General features: G+C 43.5%; 15 protein-coding genes. 12 read left to right on the forward strand and 3 right to left on the reverse strand.

Annotated features, from left to right (window positions below):
* Positions 1-290: 290 nt before the first annotated feature.
* The 8 genes from AACW06_RS13195 to AACW06_RS13230 all read left to right on the forward strand — a co-directional run bounded on the left by AACW06_RS13195 (position 291) and on the right by AACW06_RS13230 (position 9,246).
* Positions 291-1,412, forward strand: a complete 1,122-nt coding sequence (locus AACW06_RS13195) for a bifunctional tRNA (adenosine(37)-C2)-methyltransferase TrmG/ribosomal RNA large subunit methyltransferase RlmN (RefSeq protein ID WP_053310398.1) — start codon at positions 291-293, stop codon at positions 1,410-1,412.
* 317 nt (positions 1,413-1,729) lie between these two features.
* Positions 1,730-2,677 carry a cytoskeleton protein RodZ gene (rodZ, locus tag AACW06_RS13200; RefSeq protein ID WP_238336708.1) on the forward strand — a complete coding sequence of 316 codons (948 nt, stop codon included), beginning with the start codon at positions 1,730-1,732 and terminating at the stop codon, positions 2,675-2,677.
* Between the two features lie 8 nt (positions 2,678-2,685).
* Entirely contained in the window at positions 2,686-3,810 is a 1,125-nt protein-coding gene (ispG, locus tag AACW06_RS13205; protein ID WP_192075417.1) for a flavodoxin-dependent (E)-4-hydroxy-3-methylbut-2-enyl-diphosphate synthase, read from the forward strand.
* Positions 3,811-3,834: 24 nt separating this feature from the next.
* Positions 3,835-5,103: a histidine--tRNA ligase gene (hisS, locus tag AACW06_RS13210; RefSeq protein ID WP_192075418.1), complete on the forward strand. Its 1,269-nt coding sequence runs from the start codon at positions 3,835-3,837 to the stop codon at positions 5,101-5,103.
* Positions 5,104-5,141: 38 nt separating this feature from the next.
* On the forward strand, positions 5,142-5,756 hold the full coding sequence (locus tag AACW06_RS13215; RefSeq protein WP_168786801.1) for a YfgM family protein: 615 nt from the start codon (positions 5,142-5,144) through the stop codon (positions 5,754-5,756).
* A 12-nt stretch (positions 5,757-5,768) separates the two neighbouring features.
* Positions 5,769-6,929: an outer membrane protein assembly factor BamB gene (gene bamB / locus AACW06_RS13220; protein ID WP_192075419.1), complete on the forward strand. Its 1,161-nt coding sequence runs from the start codon at positions 5,769-5,771 to the stop codon at positions 6,927-6,929.
* Between the two features lie 160 nt (positions 6,930-7,089).
* On the forward strand, positions 7,090-8,574 hold the full coding sequence (gene der / locus AACW06_RS13225; protein ID WP_192075420.1) for a ribosome biogenesis GTPase Der: 1,485 nt from the start codon (positions 7,090-7,092) through the stop codon (positions 8,572-8,574).
* A gap of 447 nt (positions 8,575-9,021) precedes the next feature.
* Positions 9,022-9,246 (forward strand): zinc ribbon domain-containing protein, encoded by a 225-nt coding sequence (locus AACW06_RS13230; protein ID WP_080996339.1) that lies wholly within the window; start codon positions 9,022-9,024, stop codon positions 9,244-9,246.
* Positions 9,247-9,268: 22 nt separating this feature from the next.
* Here AACW06_RS13230 and xseA read toward each other — a convergent pair whose 3' ends face one another.
* Positions 9,269-10,600: an exodeoxyribonuclease VII large subunit gene (xseA, locus tag AACW06_RS13235; RefSeq protein WP_192075421.1), complete on the reverse strand. Its 1,332-nt coding sequence runs from the start codon at positions 10,598-10,600 to the stop codon at positions 9,269-9,271.
* Positions 10,601-10,829: 229 nt separating this feature from the next.
* Here xseA and guaB point away from each other — a divergent pair, with 229 nt between their 5' ends.
* From guaB to AACW06_RS13255, 4 genes are all read left to right on the forward strand, one after another.
* Positions 10,830-12,293, forward strand: a complete 1,464-nt coding sequence (gene guaB / locus AACW06_RS13240) for an IMP dehydrogenase (protein WP_192075422.1) — start codon at positions 10,830-10,832, stop codon at positions 12,291-12,293.
* Positions 12,294-12,511: 218 nt separating this feature from the next.
* A complete protein-coding gene (gene guaA, locus AACW06_RS13245; protein WP_053310390.1) occupies positions 12,512-14,065 on the forward strand; it encodes a glutamine-hydrolyzing GMP synthase in 1,554 nt (517 codons plus the stop codon).
* A 253-nt stretch (positions 14,066-14,318) separates the two neighbouring features.
* Positions 14,319-16,001: a glycoside hydrolase family 19 protein gene (locus tag AACW06_RS13250; RefSeq protein ID WP_192075423.1), complete on the forward strand. Its 1,683-nt coding sequence runs from the start codon at positions 14,319-14,321 to the stop codon at positions 15,999-16,001.
* Positions 16,002-16,234: 233 nt separating this feature from the next.
* Complete coding sequence (locus AACW06_RS13255) at positions 16,235-16,834, forward strand: acetate uptake transporter (RefSeq protein ID WP_053310388.1); 600 nt, start codon at positions 16,235-16,237, stop codon at positions 16,832-16,834.
* A gap of 75 nt (positions 16,835-16,909) precedes the next feature.
* Here the strand turns inward: AACW06_RS13255 and AACW06_RS13260 are convergent, their stop codons facing one another.
* Positions 16,910-18,457 carry an alanine/glycine:cation symporter family protein gene (locus tag AACW06_RS13260; protein ID WP_192075424.1) on the reverse strand — a complete coding sequence of 516 codons (1,548 nt, stop codon included), beginning with the start codon at positions 18,455-18,457 and terminating at the stop codon, positions 16,910-16,912.
* Between the two features lie 297 nt (positions 18,458-18,754).
* The gene (locus AACW06_RS13265; RefSeq protein ID WP_192075425.1) at positions 18,755-20,014 is read right to left on the reverse strand and encodes a D-amino acid dehydrogenase; all 1,260 of its coding nucleotides are present in this window, start codon (positions 20,012-20,014) and stop codon (positions 18,755-18,757) included.
* Between the last annotated feature and the right edge of the window lie 85 nt (positions 20,015-20,099).

The raw sequence follows: 20,099 nt of genomic DNA on the forward strand, positions 1-20,099 counted from the left end.
TTACGGGCCGCAGGAAATAGTCATATGCAAATGTCAGATCACTACGCGCCTGCTAGGGCGCTGCCAGTAGGAAAGCCTTATAGGCGCATATGAAAAACCACCGGCTATGCCGGTGGATACTTTTTTTTGTTTTTACAGCGTTGGCATTGAGCCGATAAAATTCATCCCTCAATTTTACTGGTGAGATATTATGGCCTTAAGAAACTTGTGGTTTTAGTCCCCTTGTTGTAGATGTCTAAAGGCTGTACAATTCGCGCCCTTAATTATTGTTTCCATCTCTGTGAGGCTACATGGCTACTGAAAAAGTCAATCTACTCGATTTTGATCGCAAGGGGCTGCGTCATTTTTTTGCTGAGGAACTTGGTGAAAAAGCATTCCGTGCTGATCAAGTAATGAAGTGGATCTACCATTTTGGTTGTGATGACTTCGAGAGTATGACAAACATCAATAAGAAGTTGCGTGAAAAGCTACAGCAAAAATGCGAAATTCGCGCTCCTATCGTATCTGAAGCACAGCACTCTTCTGATGGCACTATCAAGTGGGCAATGCGTGTTGGCGATCAAGATGTTGAAACGGTATATATTCCCGATGAAGATCGCGCGACACTATGCGTTTCATCTCAGGTGGGCTGCGCATTAGAATGTAAATTCTGCTCAACCGCTCAACAAGGTTTCAATCGTAATTTAAAAGTGTCAGAGATCATTGGCCAAGTTTGGCGTGCTGCACGTGAAATCGGTTTGGAAAAAGAAACTGGTCGTCGCCCTATCACTAACGTTGTCATGATGGGAATGGGTGAGCCATTACTCAACATGAAAAACTTGATCCCAGCGTTAGAAATTATGTTGGATGATCTCGGTTTTGGGTTATCAAAACGTCGCGTAACGGTATCGACGTCTGGTGTGGTTTCTGGCTTAGATCAAATGACGGGGCAAATTGATGTCGCCTTAGCCATTTCTTTGCATGCGCCAAACGATAAGCTGCGTAGTGAAATCATGCCGATCAATGATCGTTGGGATATTCAAGATTTCTTAGCATCGGTACGCCGTTATATTGCCTCTTCTAATGCAAACCGTGGAAAAGTGACCGTAGAATACGTTTTACTCGATCATGTCAACGACGACATGGATCACGCTCATGAACTGGCTCAATTAATGAAAGGCACACCGTGCAAGATTAACCTGATCCCGTTTAATCCATATCCTGGCTCACCATATAAAAAACCAAGCAACTCACGCATTGACCGCTTCCAAAAAACATTAATGCAGTATGAACATACGGTAACAATACGTAAGACTCGCGGTGACGATATTGATGCAGCATGTGGGCAGCTAGTGGGAGATGTGATTGACCGTACTAAGCGAACAAAAATCAAGCAAATGCACGGTGATGTGATTGCTGTCAAAGCGCTTTAAATTACATCAAAAACAAAGCCAGAAATTTCTCTGGCTTTGTTCATTTTTACCATTTGAAATGATTTAACCTCATTTTGAGGTCAATTTAATGAAAAATCTTGACCTGTCAGTAATTTCTTTCCCAAAGCGATGTTGTTTAACATCAAATATCCATTAGAATTGTTCATCAAGCTAAAGCTATTTCTAAAATCGCCTGCATAAATTAATGCAAAGTTTTTACACCGCTGGAATGCGCCTAATTCGTTGCTACTAAAAAACAAGTAAAAAAGTGATGATTGTGCCGTTCAAGCCATAACATAATGAGATGTAAAAAGCGGATGAGTACTGAACAAGAACAAGTTACCGTAGAGAATCACACCGTAAACCCAGGCACTTTATTGAAGGCAAAACGCGAAGCGTTGGGCTTAACTCAAAAACAAGTGGCTGATAGATTACGTTTACGTCTTTCGATTATTCAAAATTTAGAAGAAAACCATTTTCCAGATGGTCAGGTTGCGACCTTTACTCGCGGTTATTTGCGCTCGTACGCTAAAGCAGTTGGAATCAAAGAGTCGGAAATATTGGCTGCTTTCGAAGATAGTTATCCAGCCATTTCTCGCGAACAACCAATGCAAAGTTTCTCAAAGAAGACTAAGCGAGAGAAACACGATAGCCGTATCATGACCCTCACTTGGGGGATTTTTGCAATATTGATCGGCATATCATCACTATGGTGGTGGCAAAACCAACAACAGGAAACGGAACTTTTAGAACACAATGAGTCTATTGTTTCTGTTCTTGATCAAGATATGGCATCTGTTCCTGTCGAGCGTGTCACTGATGATCAGTTCACTACAGTCCCTGAATTAGTGTCAGAAACGGACAGTAATGAAGAGGTGGCGTCAGATCCGCAAGTGGACATTCAAGCTGCTGAGCTGATCTCGCCATCAGAAGAAGATATTGTTGAACCAGAGCCTAATGTAGTGGAAGCGCAAGCAGAGCCAATTTCAGCCAGCACCCCAGAGAATACCAGTCAAGTAGATACTGGCTTTTCTCCTCTTTCTTTATCATTTAATGCTGACTGCTGGATTCAAATAAAAGACGCATCCGGTAAAACCTTGTCGACCGGCATTAAAAAAGCAGGACAGACAGTAACATTAGCGGGTGAAGCACCACTGCAGATTATTTTGGGTGCCCCTGAGAGCGTTTCAATGACATTTGCGAGTGAACCTGTCGACCTTTCTGGGTATACTTCCGGCAAAGTCGCTAGATTCACCTTACCTTAGAAAATACTATGCAATACGAGTCTCCAATTAAGCGTCGTGCTTCGACGCGCATTTATGTCGGTAATGTGCCTATCGGTGATGGCGCACCTATTGCTGTACAATCGATGACCAATACCCGCACCACTGACGTGGCGGCGACGGTCGCGCAAATTAAAGCGTTAGAAAATGTTGGCGCTGATATCGTAAGAGTATCTGTGCCAACGATGGATGCTGCTGAAGCATTTAAATGGATCAAACAGCAGGTGAATGTGCCATTAGTAGCAGACATTCACTTTGACTATCGTATCGCTTTGAAAGTGGCGGAATACGGTGTTGATTGTTTGCGCATCAACCCAGGTAATATTGGCAACGAAGAGCGTATTCGCTCGGTTGTCGATTGCGCTCGTGATTATGATATTCCGATCCGTATTGGTGTTAATGGTGGCTCTTTAGAAAAAGATATCCAGATGAAATACGGTGAACCAACGCCGGCGGCGTTGGTTGAATCAGCCATGCGCCACGTTGATATCTTAGACCGCCTCAATTTTGACCAGTTTAAGGTTAGTGTAAAAGCGTCTGACGTCTTTTTAGCCGTTGATTCTTATCGATTATTAGCACAAAAAATTGATCAACCACTGCACTTAGGTATTACCGAGGCCGGTGGCGCGCGAGCAGGTTCGGTAAAATCGGCGGTTGGTTTAGGTATGCTGCTTGCGGAAGGTATCGGTGATACGCTGCGTATTTCTCTGGCAGCAAATCCGGTTGAAGAGATCAAAGTCGGTTTCGATATTTTGAAATCGCTGCGCATCCGTTCTCGTGGCATTAACTTTATTGCTTGTCCTAGCTGCTCTCGTCAAGAATTTGATGTAATTTCCACCGTGAACGCACTTGAGCAACGTTTAGAAGATATTATTACACCAATGGATGTTTCTATTATCGGTTGCGTTGTGAATGGACCTGGTGAGGCGGAAGTTTCCCATTTAGGTTTGGCGGGAAGTAATAAGAAAAGCGCCTTCTATGAAGATGGTGTACGCCAGAAAGAACGTTTTGATAATGACGATCTCGTTAATCAATTAGAAGCTAAGATTCGTGCTAAAGCGTCTATTCTTGATGAAAAGAATAGAATTGACGTAACTCAAATCGAACAAAATTAATCTCACGAAATTTCGGTAAGTATTGTGGCAAAAACTATTCAAGCAATTCGAGGCATGAACGACTGCCTCCCAACGCAATCTCCACTGTGGCAAAAAGTGGAAGGTACAGTAAAAAATGTGATCAGTGCGTACGGTTACAATGAAGTCCGTATGCCAATCGTTGAGATGACACATCTATTCAGCCGCGCTATTGGTGAAGTCACCGATGTGGTTGAGAAAGAGATGTACACGTTCGAAGACCGCAATGGCGACAGTTTATCGTTGCGTCCTGAAGGTACAGCTGGCTGTGTGCGTTCTGGTATCGAAAATGGCTTACTGTACAACCAAGAACAACGTCTATGGTACATGGGACCAATGTTCCGTCATGAGCGTCCTCAAAAAGGACGTTACCGTCAATTCCATCAATGTGGTGTGGAAGTGTTTGGGTTAAATGGCCCAGATGTTGACGCTGAATTGATTATGATGACAGCGCGTCTATGGCGAGAGCTAGGCATCGATAAACACGTGCGTTTGGAACTGAACTCAATTGGTTCTTTACAGGCTCGTGCTAATTATCGTACGGCATTGATTGCGTATTTAGAGCAACATCAAGAAGTATTGGATGAAGAGGCTAAACGCCGCATGTACACCAATCCGTTGCGTGTTCTTGATACCAAAAACCCAGACATTCAAGCTATTTTAGGTGATGCACCAAAGTTATCTGAATATCTAGATGCGGAATCTGCACAACATTTTGCAGGTTTGTGTGAACTTCTTGATGCCGCAGGCATCGAATACCAAGTTAATGAACGTTTGGTTCGAGGTTTAGATTATTACAACCGCACCGTATTTGAGTGGATCACTGAAAGTTTAGGCGCTCAAGGTACGGTTTGTGGTGGTGGTCGTTACGATGGCCTTGTGGAACAACTAGGTGGCAAAGAGACACCAGCCGTTGGATTTGCAATGGGCTTAGAACGTTTAGTTCTGATGATGGAAACACTAAAGCTGACAGAAGTTCGTCGTAGCGTTGACGTTTACATGGTGAGTGCTGGTGATGGCACTATGATGGCGGGAATGAAGCTTGCGGAGCAATTACGTGGCCAAATTCCGGGGCTACGTGTCATGACCCACTTCGGTGGTGGTAATTTCAAAAAACAATTTAAGCGTGCTGACAAAGTCGGTGCGGCTGTTGCGCTTGTTCTCGGCGAGAACGAAGTGGCAGAAAACACGGTAGTTCTGAAAGATCTAACCGGTGGCGAACAAATTACGATTTCTCAAACTGAAGTTGCGAGCAAACTAGAACACCTTGTATAAGCAAGCGTATTTGAGACATCTTTTAAAGAGGACAGGAAGTGGAACTCTACGATACTGAAGAACAACAAGTTGAAGCGATAAAAGATTGGTGGAAAGAGAACGGTAAAGCGGTGATCTTTGGGGCTGTTATTGGTTTAGGTGGCCTATTCGGTTGGCGTTATTACCAAGACAGCGTAACCGCTGCGCAAGAAGCCGCTTCAGAAAGTTACACCAAAATGGTTACGGCATTGAGCGCTAGTGGCGTTGATGCTGAAAGCAATGTTCAAAGTTTTATTGATAACAATAAAGGCAAAGAATATTCAGTTTTAGCCGCTTTGCAATTGGCTAAAGTTCAAGTTGAAGCAGGACAGATAGATGAGGCACTTGCACAGCTTGAGTGGGCAAAAGCAAATACTAAAGACGCTGCGATTCTTCCACTTGCAACTTACCGTGTTGCGCGTATTAAATCTGAGCAAGGCAACTATGATGCTGCTCTTGCTGAGTTAACAACGATTAGCGATGAAAATTGGTCTGGGCGTATTGCTGAGCTTCGAGGTGATATCTCATTGCGTAAAGGTGATGTCGATGCGGCTTATGCAGCTTATACCGAGGCTCAACAAGCTAATGATGCAAGTCAAACATTGCAAATGAAACTTGATGATTTAGCCAAATAAGGGCACAAGTTGATGAAAAAGTTGTTCAACAAAGTGCTCGTTGCTGCTGTGGTGCTAGGGGCACTAGCAGGATGTGCTAGCGAAGAAGACACCGTGATCATGGCTCCTGTGCCTGTGGTATCGAGTGAATTTACACCGACGACTCAATGGAGTGCTTCTATTGGTGATGGTGTTAGTCACTACTTCTCAAAGTTGTCTCCAGAATATGCATATGGCAAAGTTTTTGTTGCAAGTCGCGATGGTTTAGTTAAAGCGCTCGATCCTGAAAGCGGCAAAGAGCTTTGGAAAACCGACCTAAAACAAGATCGCAGCATGCGTTTGTCTGGTGGTATCACTGCCGCTTATAGCCAAATTTACATTGGCAGTGAAAATGGTGTAGTGATTGCTCTTGATGAAGAAACGGGTGAGCTTGCCTGGCAAGTTGAAGTGGATGGTGAGGTACTCGCTGCGCCAGCCGCTGATAACAACATTGTTATTGTCAATACCAGCCGTGGCACTCTGATCGGTTTAGATCAAGAATCCGGTGAGCAGAAGTGGGCAATTAGCACTGAAGTACCTAATTTAACCCTGCGTGGAGATAGCAAACCAGTTACTGTTTCTGGTGGCGTATTTTGGGGCACGGCAAGTGGTCGATTAGCTGCCGCCATTGTAGAGCGTGGTCAATTGATTTGGCAGCAGCCTGTTGGTATGCCTAAGGGCGCGACCGAAATTGACCGGTTGGTTGATGTCGATGCATCACCCATTGTGATCGGCGGTATGCTTTACACTATAGGTTTCAATGGCCAGTTAATTGCGATCGATCTTCGTTCAGGCAAGCCAGCTTGGAAGCGCAACTACTCTTCATCGACTGATATGGCAAGTGATGGTGGACGTCTATTCTTAGTGACTGATAAAGATCACCTTGCTGCTGTTGATGCCCGTAGTGGAACCGAGTTATGGAGCAATGACAAGCTAGAAAATCGCTTGTTAACATCGCCGTCTATTATTGATGGCTATATTGTTGTGGGCGATAATGAAGGTTACTTGCACTGGATTGATCGTAGCAGTGGTGAATTTGTTGCTCAACAATTAGTCGATAGTAGTGGATTTGCTGTTGGTCCCTTAGCGGTAACCGATGGCTACGTGATCATTACCCGTAGTGGTAATGTAAAGAAACTGACGATTAAAAAATAAATCGTGATATAATTCACATTCGGCTCCTGGCTGGTAACAGTTAGGGGCCGTTTTGTTGAGATAAATGAAATAAAGTGATGTGGTTATAGGTAAAAATTTCGCGCTTGCTAGCAAGTGTTTACCTATAACTACATAAGTGAATATATTTGTAGAGGTTGTTATGGTTCCTGTTGTTGCTCTTGTTGGGCGTCCGAATGTCGGTAAATCTACGCTGTTTAACCGATTAACTCGCACTCGTGATGCGTTAGTAGCGGATTTCCCTGGTTTAACGCGTGACCGTAAATATGGCCAAGCGAAATTAGGCGAACACGAATTTATAGTTATTGATACCGGTGGTATTGATGGCAGTGAAGAAGGCGTTGAGACCAAAATGGCACAGCAATCATTAGCTGCTATTGATGAAGCTGATGTCGTGCTATTTATGGTTGATGGCCGTGCAGGTCTGACTGCGTCTGATGAAGTTATTGCACAACATCTGCGTAAAATTGAGAAACGCGCCATCCTTGTTGTGAATAAAGTAGATGGTATTGATGCTGATGCTGCATGTGCTGAATTCTGGAAATTGGGCGTCGATCAGATGTATCAGATCGCTGCTGCACATGGTCGTGGTGTTGGTATTTTGATTGATCGTGCGTTGAATCCTTTCGCAGAAGAGATGATTGAATTGGCGAAAGGCGATATCGAAGATCTTACTGACTTTGAAGATATTGAAGAAAAGCTTGATTACACGGAAGAAGAAGCGGAAGAAGAGTTTAAGCGCCTTCAAGATCAACCGATTAAGCTTGCGATCATTGGTCGTCCTAATGTCGGTAAATCAACATTGATTAACCGTATTCTTGGTGAAGAGCGTGTCGTGGTTTACGATATGCCAGGAACCACTCGCGATTCAATCTACATCCCAATGATGCGTGATGAGCGTGAATATGTATTGATTGATACCGCAGGTGTTCGTCGCCGTACTCGCATTAATGAAACGGTAGAAAAATTCTCGGTAGTTAAAACACTGAAAGCTGTCGAAGATGCAAACGTTGTTCTATTGGTTATCGATGCACGTGAAAATATCTCAGACCAAGACTTAAGTTTACTTGGTTTTGCACTGAATGCGGGTCGTTCAATTGTTCTTGCTGTCAATAAGTGGGATGGCCTTGATAACGACGTAAAAGAGCGTGTAAAGAAAGAGTTGGATCGTCGTCTAGGTTTCGTCGATTTTGCTCGTATCCACTTTATTTCCGCGCTGCATGGCACTGGTGTGGGTCACTTATTTGAATCAGTGCAAGAAGCGTACAAATCTGCGACAACTCGTGTGGGGACATCTGTACTAACGCGGATATTGAAAATGGCAACGGATGATCACCAACCGCCTATGATACGTAGTCGCCGCGTAAAACTGAAATATGCACATGCTGGCGGTTATAACCCGCCAATCGTTGTGGTACATGGTAATTTGGTTAACGAACTGCCAGATTCATACAAACGTTATTTAATGAACTATTACCGTAAATCGTTGGAAATTATGGGTACGCCAATTCGTATTCACTTCCAAAGCAGCGACAACCCATTTGAGGGTAAGACTAATAAGTTAACCTTGTCTCAAGAGCGCAAACGCAAACGCCTCATGACGATGATGAAAGGTCGCACTAAGTAGATAAAAAAATACCCAAGCCAAGGCTTGGGTATTTTTTTATCTGTAGTAGAACGGATACACTTCACTTAAATGAAAAGCGTCCAGAGAATAGTACTGAGAGTGATTCTTAAGCAGTGCTTACTGAGTCGTGTAGAGTGAAAGATCATTTTCATTAGTTCTTTACATTGTGAGTATAAAAACAAATTGCGATATTTTATATCGCTAAAAATCCAAATGCAGGATATGTAACTTATGCTTTCGGTGTGTGGTTATATAAATGTTCTTTTGAGGGGAGATCGCTGATCAGAGTAGATAAAGCAAATGATCAGGCTGAGATCTTTTAGTGATCATAGTGCCATTCGAAAGTGGATATACACATTGATTAAAGTATTGTGATGAGGATCAATGTCGATAATAACGTTATCTTGGAGCATAGTTTGCGAATACATTATTTAAGTGGATTTTGATATGAATGAGAACTTATGCCCTTGCTGTACAAAGCCCTTAGAGTGGGATGGGCGTTATCACTGTAGTGAGTGTGATAAACATTTCAATAAAATAGGATTTTGCCCTAGCTGTGAATCAGAGTTAGAAAAGCTACAAGCGTGTGGGGCGGCTAATTATTTCTGTAATCAGTGCAATGAACTCAAATCGAAATCGAAAATTCGATTTGAGTTCAAGCCACAAGATTAGGCGGTTTGTACTGTTTCAGACATCAGTTCACGGTAGAATAAATTTCGCCATCGGCAAGGCGGGTGATCAGTTGATCGCCCGTTTTTACATCTGAAGGTTGGCTGATAACCTTACCGTGCTGATCTTGAGTAATGGAGTAACCACGTTTTAAGGTGGCTAGTGGGCTAACCGCATCTAATTTTTCAGCGGCTAGCGCAAGCTTATGGCGAGTGGTTAACAGCTTTCTATCCATCACATCAAGCAGCTTTTGTTCAGTTTTCGCCAATCTATGTTGCTGTTGAGCAAGCTTGTGAACAGGAGAGTTCAGTTGCAATTGATGAAATTGCTCACTTACATGTTGTCGCTTACGAGTGATAAAAGAGCTCATAGCACGTTGAAGGCGCATTTGTGTTTCATCAAGCTGTTGTGTTTGGCGTTGTAAGCGGTAATTAGGGTGCTGCTTTTGTAATGCGTAATTAAGAGCATTAACTTGTTGCTGTTGCTGGCTTATGTAGTGGCGTATTGCACTACGCAGCTTGTGCTGATAGTTAGTAAATATTTGTTGCTTATGGCTATTATCACGGCTGACCAATTCTGCTGCCGCAGAAGGAGTTGGTGCTCGAACATCAGCAACGAAATCGGCAATCGTAATATCAATTTCATGGCCTATAGCGCTAATAATCGGGATCTCACTAGCTGCGATAGTACGTGCTACGATCTCATGGTTAAAACACCATAAGTCTTCCAATGAACCGCCGCCTCTTCCCACAATCAATACATCACATTCTGCTCTCGCATTAGCTCTGCCGATGGCTTGTGCAATCTGTATCGCGGCTTGTTCACCTTGCACCATGGTGGGGTAGACAATCACCGGTAAGCAGGGATCGCGACGCTTGAGTACATCAAGAATATCGAATAAAGCCGCCCCAGTTTTAGATGTGATGACGCCTACGCATTTTGGATTTTCCGGTAACGGACGCTTATTGGATTGAGCAAACAGACCTTCGGCGGCCAATTGCATTTTCAGTTTTTCAAATTCTTGCTGAAGACGACCGTCTCCTTCTGGCTGCATACTTTCGATGATGATCTGGTAGTCACCTCTAGGTTCATACAGGGAAAGGCGTGCTTTAACTAAAACTTGCTGACCATTTTTAGGCTTGAAAGAGACAAAGCGATTGCTGCCCTTAAACATGGCACATTTAACTTGGGCACGGGAGTCTTTGAGTGATAAATACCAGTGGCCAGAAACTGGAGAGGAGAAGTTAGATATTTCACCAACCAGCCACACAATTCCCATTTCATTTTCAAGAAGGAGTCTAACTTCAGCATTTAGACGAGAGACAGTGTAGATATTTTCGTTGGCCAGAGAAGACAAGGCTAATCCCCTAGACGAAGGTATGGAAATTAGCGGAAAGATAATACATATCAAGGCGTGAAATGCAAATAAAAAATAAAAAAATGAGTGGTCAAGCGATTACCTCGGGCGTATAATCCGTCCGCAATATCAAATCCAAATCACTTTTCCTTTTTAATGATTAATTAGGTTGAATGTAACAACTTGGATTGACCTTTTATTCACTCCTCTTAATTGTGAGATATTGCAAATGCTAAGAATTGCCAAAGAAGCGCTGACATTCGACGATGTACTTCTCGTGCCAGCACACTCCACCGTTCTCCCAAACACAGCTGATCTTCGTACTCAGCTGACCAAAAACATTGCACTGAACATCCCAATGATTTCTGCATCAATGGATACAGTGACAGAAGCTCGTCTAGCGATCGCTCTTGCACAAGAGGGTGGTATTGGTTTTATCCATAAAAACATGTCTATCGAACAACAAGCAGAGCAAGTTCGTCTTGTTAAGATCTTCGAAGCGGGTGTGGTGACAGCTCCTGTAACAGTTCGCCCAGATGCTACGATTCAAGATGTCATGGATTTAACTGAGAAACACGGTTTTGCTGGTTTCCCTGTAGTGAGTGATAACAATGAACTGGTTGGTATCATTACTGGCCGTGACGTTCGTTTCGTTACTGATTTAACGAAAAAAGTTGAAGCTGTGATGACGCCAAAAGAGCGCTTAGCGACGGTAAAAGAAGGGGCGTCACGCCAAGAAGTACAAGAACGTATGCATAAAGCGCGTGTTGAAAAAGTACTGGTGGTGAATGATCAATTCAAATTGACAGGTATGATCACAGCAAAAGATTTCCACAAAGCTGAACGTAAACCTCATGCATGTAAAGACGAGCAAGGCCGCCTGCGTGTTGGTGCCGCTGTTGGTGCTGGTGCTGGTAATGAAGAGCGCGTAAAAGCATTGGTTGAAGTGGGCGTGGATGTACTTCTTATTGATTCATCTCATGGTCATTCTGAAGGTGTATTGAACCGTATTCGTGAAACTCGCGCAGCTTATCCTGAACTTGATATTATCGGTGGTAACGTGGCAACAGGTGCAGGTGCTAAAGCACTTATCGAAGCGGGTGTCAGCGCGGTAAAAGTCGGTATTGGTCCTGGTTCTATTTGTACCACTCGTATTGTTACTGGCGTTGGTGTCCCTCAAATTACCGCTATTTCAGATGCAGCCGAAGTTGCAAATGCGTATGGTATTCCTGTGATTGCTGATGGCGGCATCCGTTTCTCTGGCGATATCTGTAAAGCGATTGCTGCTGGTGCATCTTGTGTCATGGTTGGCTCAATGTTTGCGGGTACTGAAGAAGCGCCGGGCGAAGTGATTCTATACAACGGCCGTTCATACAAAGCATACCGTGGAATGGGTTCTCTTGGTGCGATGTCTCAAGGTTCATCAGATCGTTATTTCCAATCAGATAATGCAGCAGACAAGCTAGTACCTGAAGGTATTGAAGGTCGTATCGCTTACAAAGGTCGCTTAAAAGAAATCGTTCATCAGCAAATGGGTGGTTTACGTTCAAGCATGGGGCTAACTGGCTCTGCGACAATCGAAGAAATGCGCACTAAAGCTGAATTTGTACGTATCTCTGGTGCGGGCATGGCTGAATCTCATGTACACGACGTTCAAATTACTAAGGAAGCACCAAACTACCGCCGTGGTTAATCTCTGATTAAAGAGTAATTAACTAGACGTAAACGTTTGCTTTTTCCTTGAAGCTTTGATGAGAGGCGGGTACACTCGCCTCGTTTTCATAACCTATAACCACAGCTCAGAGTAAGAAAATCAACAAGTTTTAGATTTTCACGCTGATTGTAGTATCGAAAGTTGGCGTGAATGACTTAGATTATCCTTAGCTGAGGTGAACGATAAGACTGCCCAAAATGACTAAAAATATTCATGACCAACGTATTCTGATCTTGGACTTCGGTTCTCAATATACTCAACTAGTGGCTCGCCGTGTTCGTGAAATCGGTGTTTACTGTGAACTGTGGAGTTGGGATGTAGAAGAAGCGGATATTCGTGAATTCAACCCAGACGGTATCATTCTTTCTGGTGGCCCTGAAAGTGTAACTGAAGCTAATTCTCCGCGTGCGCCTCAATACGTATTTGACTCCGGCGTTCCTGTCTTTGGTGTGTGCTACGGCATGCAGACCATGGCTGAGCAATTAGGCGGTAAAGTCGCGAGCTCTGATGAACGTGAATTTGGTTATGCTGCCGTTCAAGTCACCGGTGACTCTGCACTGTTTGCTGGCCTTGAAGCTACTCAAGATGTTTGGATGAGTCACGGCGATAAAGTGGTAGAGATCCCTGCCGACTTTACCAAAATTGCCCAAACGGATACTTGTCCTTATGCGGCGATGGCAAATGAAGAGAAAAAATACTACGGCGTGCAATTTCACCCAGAAGTAACGCACACCAAAAATGGTCTGAAAATGCTAGAAAACTTCGTACTGAACGTATGTGGTTGTGAGCGTTTATGGACTGCTGAATCTATCATCGAAGATGCGGTTGCTCGTATTAAAGAGCAAGTGGGTGACGATGAAGTGATTCTTGGCCTGTCTGGTGGTGTGGATTCTTCGGTTGTTGCGATGCTTGCGCACCGCGCAATTGGTGACAAACTAACGTGTGTATTTGTTGATAATGGCTTGTTGCGTTTAAACGAAGCTGAGCAAGTGATGGATATGTTTGGCAACAAATTTGGCCTAAACATTATTCATGTTAATGCGGAACAACGCTTCCTTGACGCGCTAAAAGGTGAGTCTGATCCTGAAGCGAAGCGCAAAATTATTGGTCACGTCTTTGTTGATATCTTTGATGAAGAATCGAAAAAGCTGAAAAATGCAAAATGGCTAGCGCAAGGTACGATTTACCCTGATGTAATTGAATCTGCAGCGTCGAAAACCGGTAAAGCACATGTGATCAAATCTCACCATAACGTAGGCGGTTTGCCGGATGATATGGAAATGGGCTTGGTTGAGCCACTACGTGAGCTATTTAAAGATGAAGTCCGTAAGATCGGCTTAGAGCTAGGTCTTCCTTATAATATGCTTTACCGTCACCCATTCCCAGGTCCTGGTCTTGGTGTTCGTGTTCTTGGCGAAATTAAAAAAGAGTACTGTGATCTACTGCGCCGCGCAGACGCTATCTTTATTGAAGAGCTACACGCTGCTGACCTATACAACAAAGTATCGCAAGCGTTCACGGTTTTCCTACCAGTACGTTCTGTAGGCGTAATGGGCGATGGCCGTAAGTACGATTGGGTTGTATCGCTGCGTGCGGTGGAAACGATTGACTTCATGACAGCGCATTGGGCACATTTACCTTACGATTTCTTAGGTAAAGTTTCTAACCGTATTATTAATGAAGTGAATGGTATTTCTCGCGTGGTTTATGATATTTCAGGTAAACCACCAGCAACTATCGAATGGGAGTAATCCCCCGAAGTTGCATCCTTGTTTACTTAACCTGATGAAAAGTTGATTGATCTCTAAAAGCCTCAAATTCTTTTGAGGCTTTTTTTCGTTTGTCGACAAACATTCCAATGTCAATGTCTTCTCAAGGTAACGGTTGTTCCTTGCGACGAAATCAGTCGCAGTTTGACACTGTGCTTTTAACTTTCACTACCATAGTTCATCTGTCTATCTCTATTGTAGGTGTCATATCTACGGGTAACACAAAGGATCTTATATGTTGAAAATAAAGCACTTAGCGACGCTAGTTTGCTGTACATTGGCGGCAAACAGTTATGCATTCACTATCTTACCTGACCCTGAAAACTCAGCGGGCTATATCGTTTCTAAAATGGATCTTCAAACTGCCGAGCAAACGAAAACCGCTGATCCTATGTATCAGATTTGGGCTCAGGCCTTAGAAACGCGCTCTAATACGATAGTTGAAGCAATCATCCCTGGGCTTGATGCCAACCCGGAAAACGTAAAACGAGTCGAGCGAGTATTTCCTCAATATGAATGGGATTTCCTTACGCAAATGGCTGCTTCTGAATATACGTACACTCGTTTTTTGCGGGCTATCGGTAAGTTTCCTGCCTTTTGCGGCGAGTACACCGATGGGCGAGATTCCGACGCCATCTGTAAAAAATCGATTGTGACGGCTTTCGCTCATTTCTCTCAAGAGACGGGTGGGCATATCGCGAAAGATAATGTTTCCGACAATCCACTAGCACTGGAAGAGTGGCAACAGGCGTTAGTTCACGTGCGTGAAATGGGTTGGTCTGAAGGTCAAAGTGGTTATACAACTGGCTGTGGTCAAAACGACTGGCAAAATGCACGTTGGCCATGTGCAACAGGTCAAGGGTATTTTGGTCGCGGGGCTAAACAACTTTCTTATCACTTCAACTATGGTGCATTTTCTGAAGTGATGTTTGACGGTGACGCAACTGTATTACTCAATAATCCAGGCTTAGTTGCCGATTCTTGGTTGAACCTGGCGTCGGCAATTTGGTTCTTTTTAACTCCTCAAGCACCAAAGCCAGCAATGTTACATGTGATTGACCGAACCTGGACACCTTCACAACGTGAATCAGACGCTGGTATTGGATACGGTTTTGGCACCACCATCAATGTGATTAATGGTGGTATTGAATGTGGTGAACAGAATAAAGATAAAGGTCAGCCTGTTAACCGAATTCGTTACTGGGAAGGCTTAGCCAATCATTATCAAATTCCTGTGGAGTCAGACGAACAAAACACCTGCTGGCAACAAACACCATATGGAAGTCTTAACCTTAATGGCGCGACGGATGTGCTCTATACCAACTGGGATGGCAATTGGAAATATTATTCAGACCGCCCAGGTGGCTACTCCTTTGAATGTGAGCTTGTGGGCTTTCAAACCGCATATTCTGCTCTAGTCGCGGGAGATTACGAGAAATGTGTCACTAATTTCTATGGCTCACACGCTAATTGGCCACAAGTACGAGTAGTTGACAGTATTGACCCAGAAATACCGACTGAACCTCCAGTAGGTGGTATCGCGGCTTGGGACTCTGCAAAAGTCTATAATACTGGGGATAAAGTCAGTTACAAAGGGGCGATCTATGAAGCTAAATGGTGGTCACAAAACAATGAGCCAACTCAAGGTGATCCTTGGAAATTGGTATCCGGTGAAGCTACAGTGCCCACAAATCCAGATCCGCTTCCTTCTACGCCAGTTGAATCACCAGTTGTGACAGAACCTGAGCCTACACCGCCAAGTTCAGATTTCTTTGTATGGCAAGCGGGAGTAACCCAAGCGAAAACTGGAGATAAGGTTACGCACAATGGAAAGTGCTTTGTCGCGAAAAATAATCCGGGAATGTGGGAAACACCAACGCAAAGTAATTGGTTTTGGGATGAAGTGAACTGTCAGTAACTTTTCATTTATCTCTTTTCTATTTGAAGCCGCTACGGTGTTGGCTTACCCCAAATATATAGTTTATGTGTTAAATCAACAGCATGATCTTCCAAGGTCGTGCTGTTTGCTTTTTAAACAACTTAATTACTAAAAGTGGAATCTTAATTTCCGTTAATGTTCTTTCCATTTTTGTATTGCCTCCACTAAAATCCGCGCGTAATTTTTATCAACTTTTTTTAAGGTACTCGCGAATGTCTACTAAATTGGCCAATCCAGCGCCGCTAGGCCTAATGGGTTTTGGCATGACGACTATCCTGCTTAATATCCATAATGCAGGCTTTTTCCCTATAGATTCTATGATTCTCGCTATGGGTATTTTTTACGGCGGTTTAAGCCAAGTTATCGTGGGTATCATGTGCTTTAAACGTGGTGATACGTTTGGTACCACAGCATTCACTTCGTATGGTTTGTTCTGGCTAACACTTGTTGGCTTGATCGTAATGCCATATATGGGCTTACCTGCAAGCCCTGCAAACTTTATGGGTTGGTATCTAGCTCTTTGGGGTATCTTCACTGGTTTCATGTTCATTGGTTCACTGTGTTACCCACGCGCTAAGCAAGTTGTATTTGGTTCACTAACCATTTTGTTTGCTCTATTAGCTGCTCGTGATTTCACAGGTAGTGAACTGATTGGTACGATTGCTGGTTTTGAAGGTATCTTCTGCGGCGCTAGTGCTATCTATTTCGCTATGGCACAAGTGTTAAACAATGAATATGGTCGTGTTATTTTGCCAATCGGTGAGAAGAAAGCGTCTGAGCCTGTTGTTGCTACACAAGAAATTGCAGCGTAATTAAAATACAGAATAAAAAAAGGGGTTAGCTTCGGCTAACCCCTTTTAGTTTCCACTGCCTTTCTTATTTTTTATTTACACTGAAGGTTGTTCAAGAACGGTTGAACTCTCTTCTTCTGCTGTGGGGGCTTTGCCTGTCTTACGCTTGTATTTTCCTTCCCAGTATGTCGCCCCTTTGATGCCTAACTTCACTGGGTTGAAAATGAATTCCTCTACACCTTGTTTTTGTTGTTCTTCATAATCTCTTAGTGCTGCCATCGCCGGTTTAGCCATAAAAAAGATAATGAGGATTCCGACGATATTCAGCCACGCCATTACGCCAACACCGACATCACCCATTGCCCAAGCTAAGTTTGCGGTTTTAACCGTGCCGTAGAATACCGTAGCGATGATCACGACTTTGAGTACAAACATCAAACCGTTAACTTTTAAGGTACGACGAATGTAAGCAATGTTCGTTTCTGCGATGTAGTAGTAAGCCAAGATAGTTGTGAAAGCAAAGAAGAACAATGCAAATGCCACAAACGGTTTACCAACACCAGGAAGTGCACTTTCAATTGCCATTTGAGTAAATACCGGACCGTTGGCACTGATATCGGCTGCTAGGTTTTGAATTAAAAATACGCCTTCTGCACCACCATGAACGTTGTAAGCACCAGTGATAAGAATCATAAATGCGGTAGCAGAACAGACCAATAAGGTATCGATGTAAATAGAGAATGCTTGAACTAAGCCTTGTTGAGCTGGGTGATCAACGCTTGCTGCCGCAGCTGCGTGAGGGCCAGTACCTTGGCCAGCTTCGTTTGAATAAACACCACGTTTTACACCCCAGCCAATTGCCGCACCTACGCCTGCCATTGGTGTGAACGCATCACCAACGATCATTGCGAAGATTCTTGGCACTTCACCAATATTAAGCAAGATGATAACAAATGCTGTGATGATGTAAGCCAATGCCATAAATGGCACCACAAACTGGGTAAAGCTTGCAATACGTTTTACGCCGCCGAAAATGATAAATGCCAAAATGATTGAAACAACGGTGCCAGTAAAGATTTTAGCAAAAGTGAAAGTACCGATTGCCGTTTCAATAATAGGGCCTGGTCCAAATGCGGCTTCTACTGCATTACCAATACTGTTTGATTGCACGCCTGGAAGCAGTACACCACAGGCAAAAATGGTTGAGATAGCGAAAATCCACGCATACCATCTTTGCCCCATTGCTTTTTCGATGTAGTAAGCTGGTCCACCACGGAACTCGCCTTCATCTTCTTCTTTGTAGATCTGCGCAAGTGTTGATTCTGCATAAGCCGTTGCCGCGCCAAAAAATGCGACCACCCACATCCAGAACACGGCACCAGGGCCACCAAAACCGATAGCGGCAGCAACACCAGCGATATTACCAGTACCTACACGACCTGAAAGGGAAACGGCTAACGCTTGGAAAGACGAAATGCCTTTAGTCGAACTTTTACCGGAAAGAAGTAGACGCCACATTTCAAAAAAGTGACGAACCTGAACAAATCGGGTCACAATCGAGTAGAACAAACCTGCGCCAAGGCATAAATAAATTAATGCCGGACTCCAGATTATCCCATTCAAAAAATCAACAAATGACTGCATAAGCATTTCCCTGTTATTAGTAGTTTTAGTGATGTTGTGTTTGTTTTTGTGAACGACATATTAATCTTTTTGTAACTCAATTGTTAATTTATTTATCTGTAAATAATCAGTAGCGTGACAATGAACACAAAATATTATTAATAGGATGAAAATTAGATAGGTTTATTAGAGTTAGCTAAAATTTCAGCGTATTGAGGCTTTTCACCCTAAAGGATGAGAAGTAAATCCTTTAGGGTGAATAATTATATGGGTTGGCTCTTTGGCTGGTTTTTAATGAAAGGTTGGAGTTTTATGCTGTTAATGTTGAGTGTAGCGCGACATGTTCAGATCAATGGTCTCTAAATGACATTCTTTGTTGCTCATAATGTCAGCCAATAATTGGCCAGAGCCACACGCCATGGTCCAACCGAGCGTTCCATGGCCGGTATTGGTGTAGAGATTATCAAACGGTGTTTTGCCAATGATTGGCGTACCATCCGGAGTCATGGGTCTAAATCCGGTCCAGAATTCAGCACGAGCGAGATCACCGCCTTGAGGGAAAATATCACGAATTACCATTTCAATTGTCGCTTTGCGAGCTGCGGGAAGCGCAGGGTCAAATCCAGCCAATTCTGCGGTACCAGCGACACGTATACGGTCATCAAAACGTGTCATCGCCACTTTATAGGTCTCGTCCATCACTGTTGAGCGCGGTGAAAGCGCTTCATTAATGATGGGAACAGTCAATGAATAGCCTTTGACCGGATAAACCGGAAGATGAATGCCTAACGGTGAGAGTAACTCAGTCGAGTAGCTGCCCATTGCTATAACATAACGATCAGCTTTTAGTTCGCCTTTATCGGTTTGGACACCAGTGATCTTTTTGCCTTCTATATTGAGTCGTTCAATATGGGTATCAAACTGGAATTGCACGCCATTATTTTTTGCAAGCTCGGTGAGTTGTTGGCAAAACAGATAACAGTCTCCTGTTTCGTCATCTGGCAGGTATAACCCACCACGCAGTTTATTGCTTATCGGAGCCAATCCCGGCTCTTGTTTGATACAACCGTTTACATCTAATAACTGGTAGCGAATGCCACTTTCTTCGAGCAACTTGATGTCTTTCGTTATTGCTTGTAACTGTTTATCGGTTCTAAAGATTTGCAAAGTACCTTGCTGGCGACCTTGATATTGAATGTGGTGCTTTTTATTGAGATCGGCCAAGCAAAGGCGACTGTAATTTGCGATAGCGAGCATACGTGCTTTATTGGTGTTGTAGCGATCCAACTGGCAGTTTAAAAGCATCTTACCCATCCAGGATAATAATTTAGGGTCTACGGATGGCTTTATTTTTAATGGAGCGTGTTCTTCAAACAACCATTTCAACGCTTTTTGAGGAATACCCGGTGCAGCCCAAGGTGAAGAGTAACCATAAGATATTTGTCCTGCATTGGCAAAGCTGGTTTCCTCTGCACTTTTTGCTTGGCGATCAATGACAGTGACCTGATGACCTGCTTGAGATAGATACCATGCACTGGTGAGCCCTACCACACCACTGCCTAATACGATCACATCCATTGCTTGCTCCTAAGATAGTTGTTGCACGTAGTTTTATTGCTTTACCTTTTATTAACAATCGATATAAATTATCACCAGTGTTTAG

The sequence above is a fragment of the Vibrio sp. S12_S33 genome (assembly GCF_963889785.1).
Lineage (GTDB): Bacteria > Pseudomonadota > Gammaproteobacteria > Enterobacterales > Vibrionaceae > Vibrio > Vibrio aestuarianus.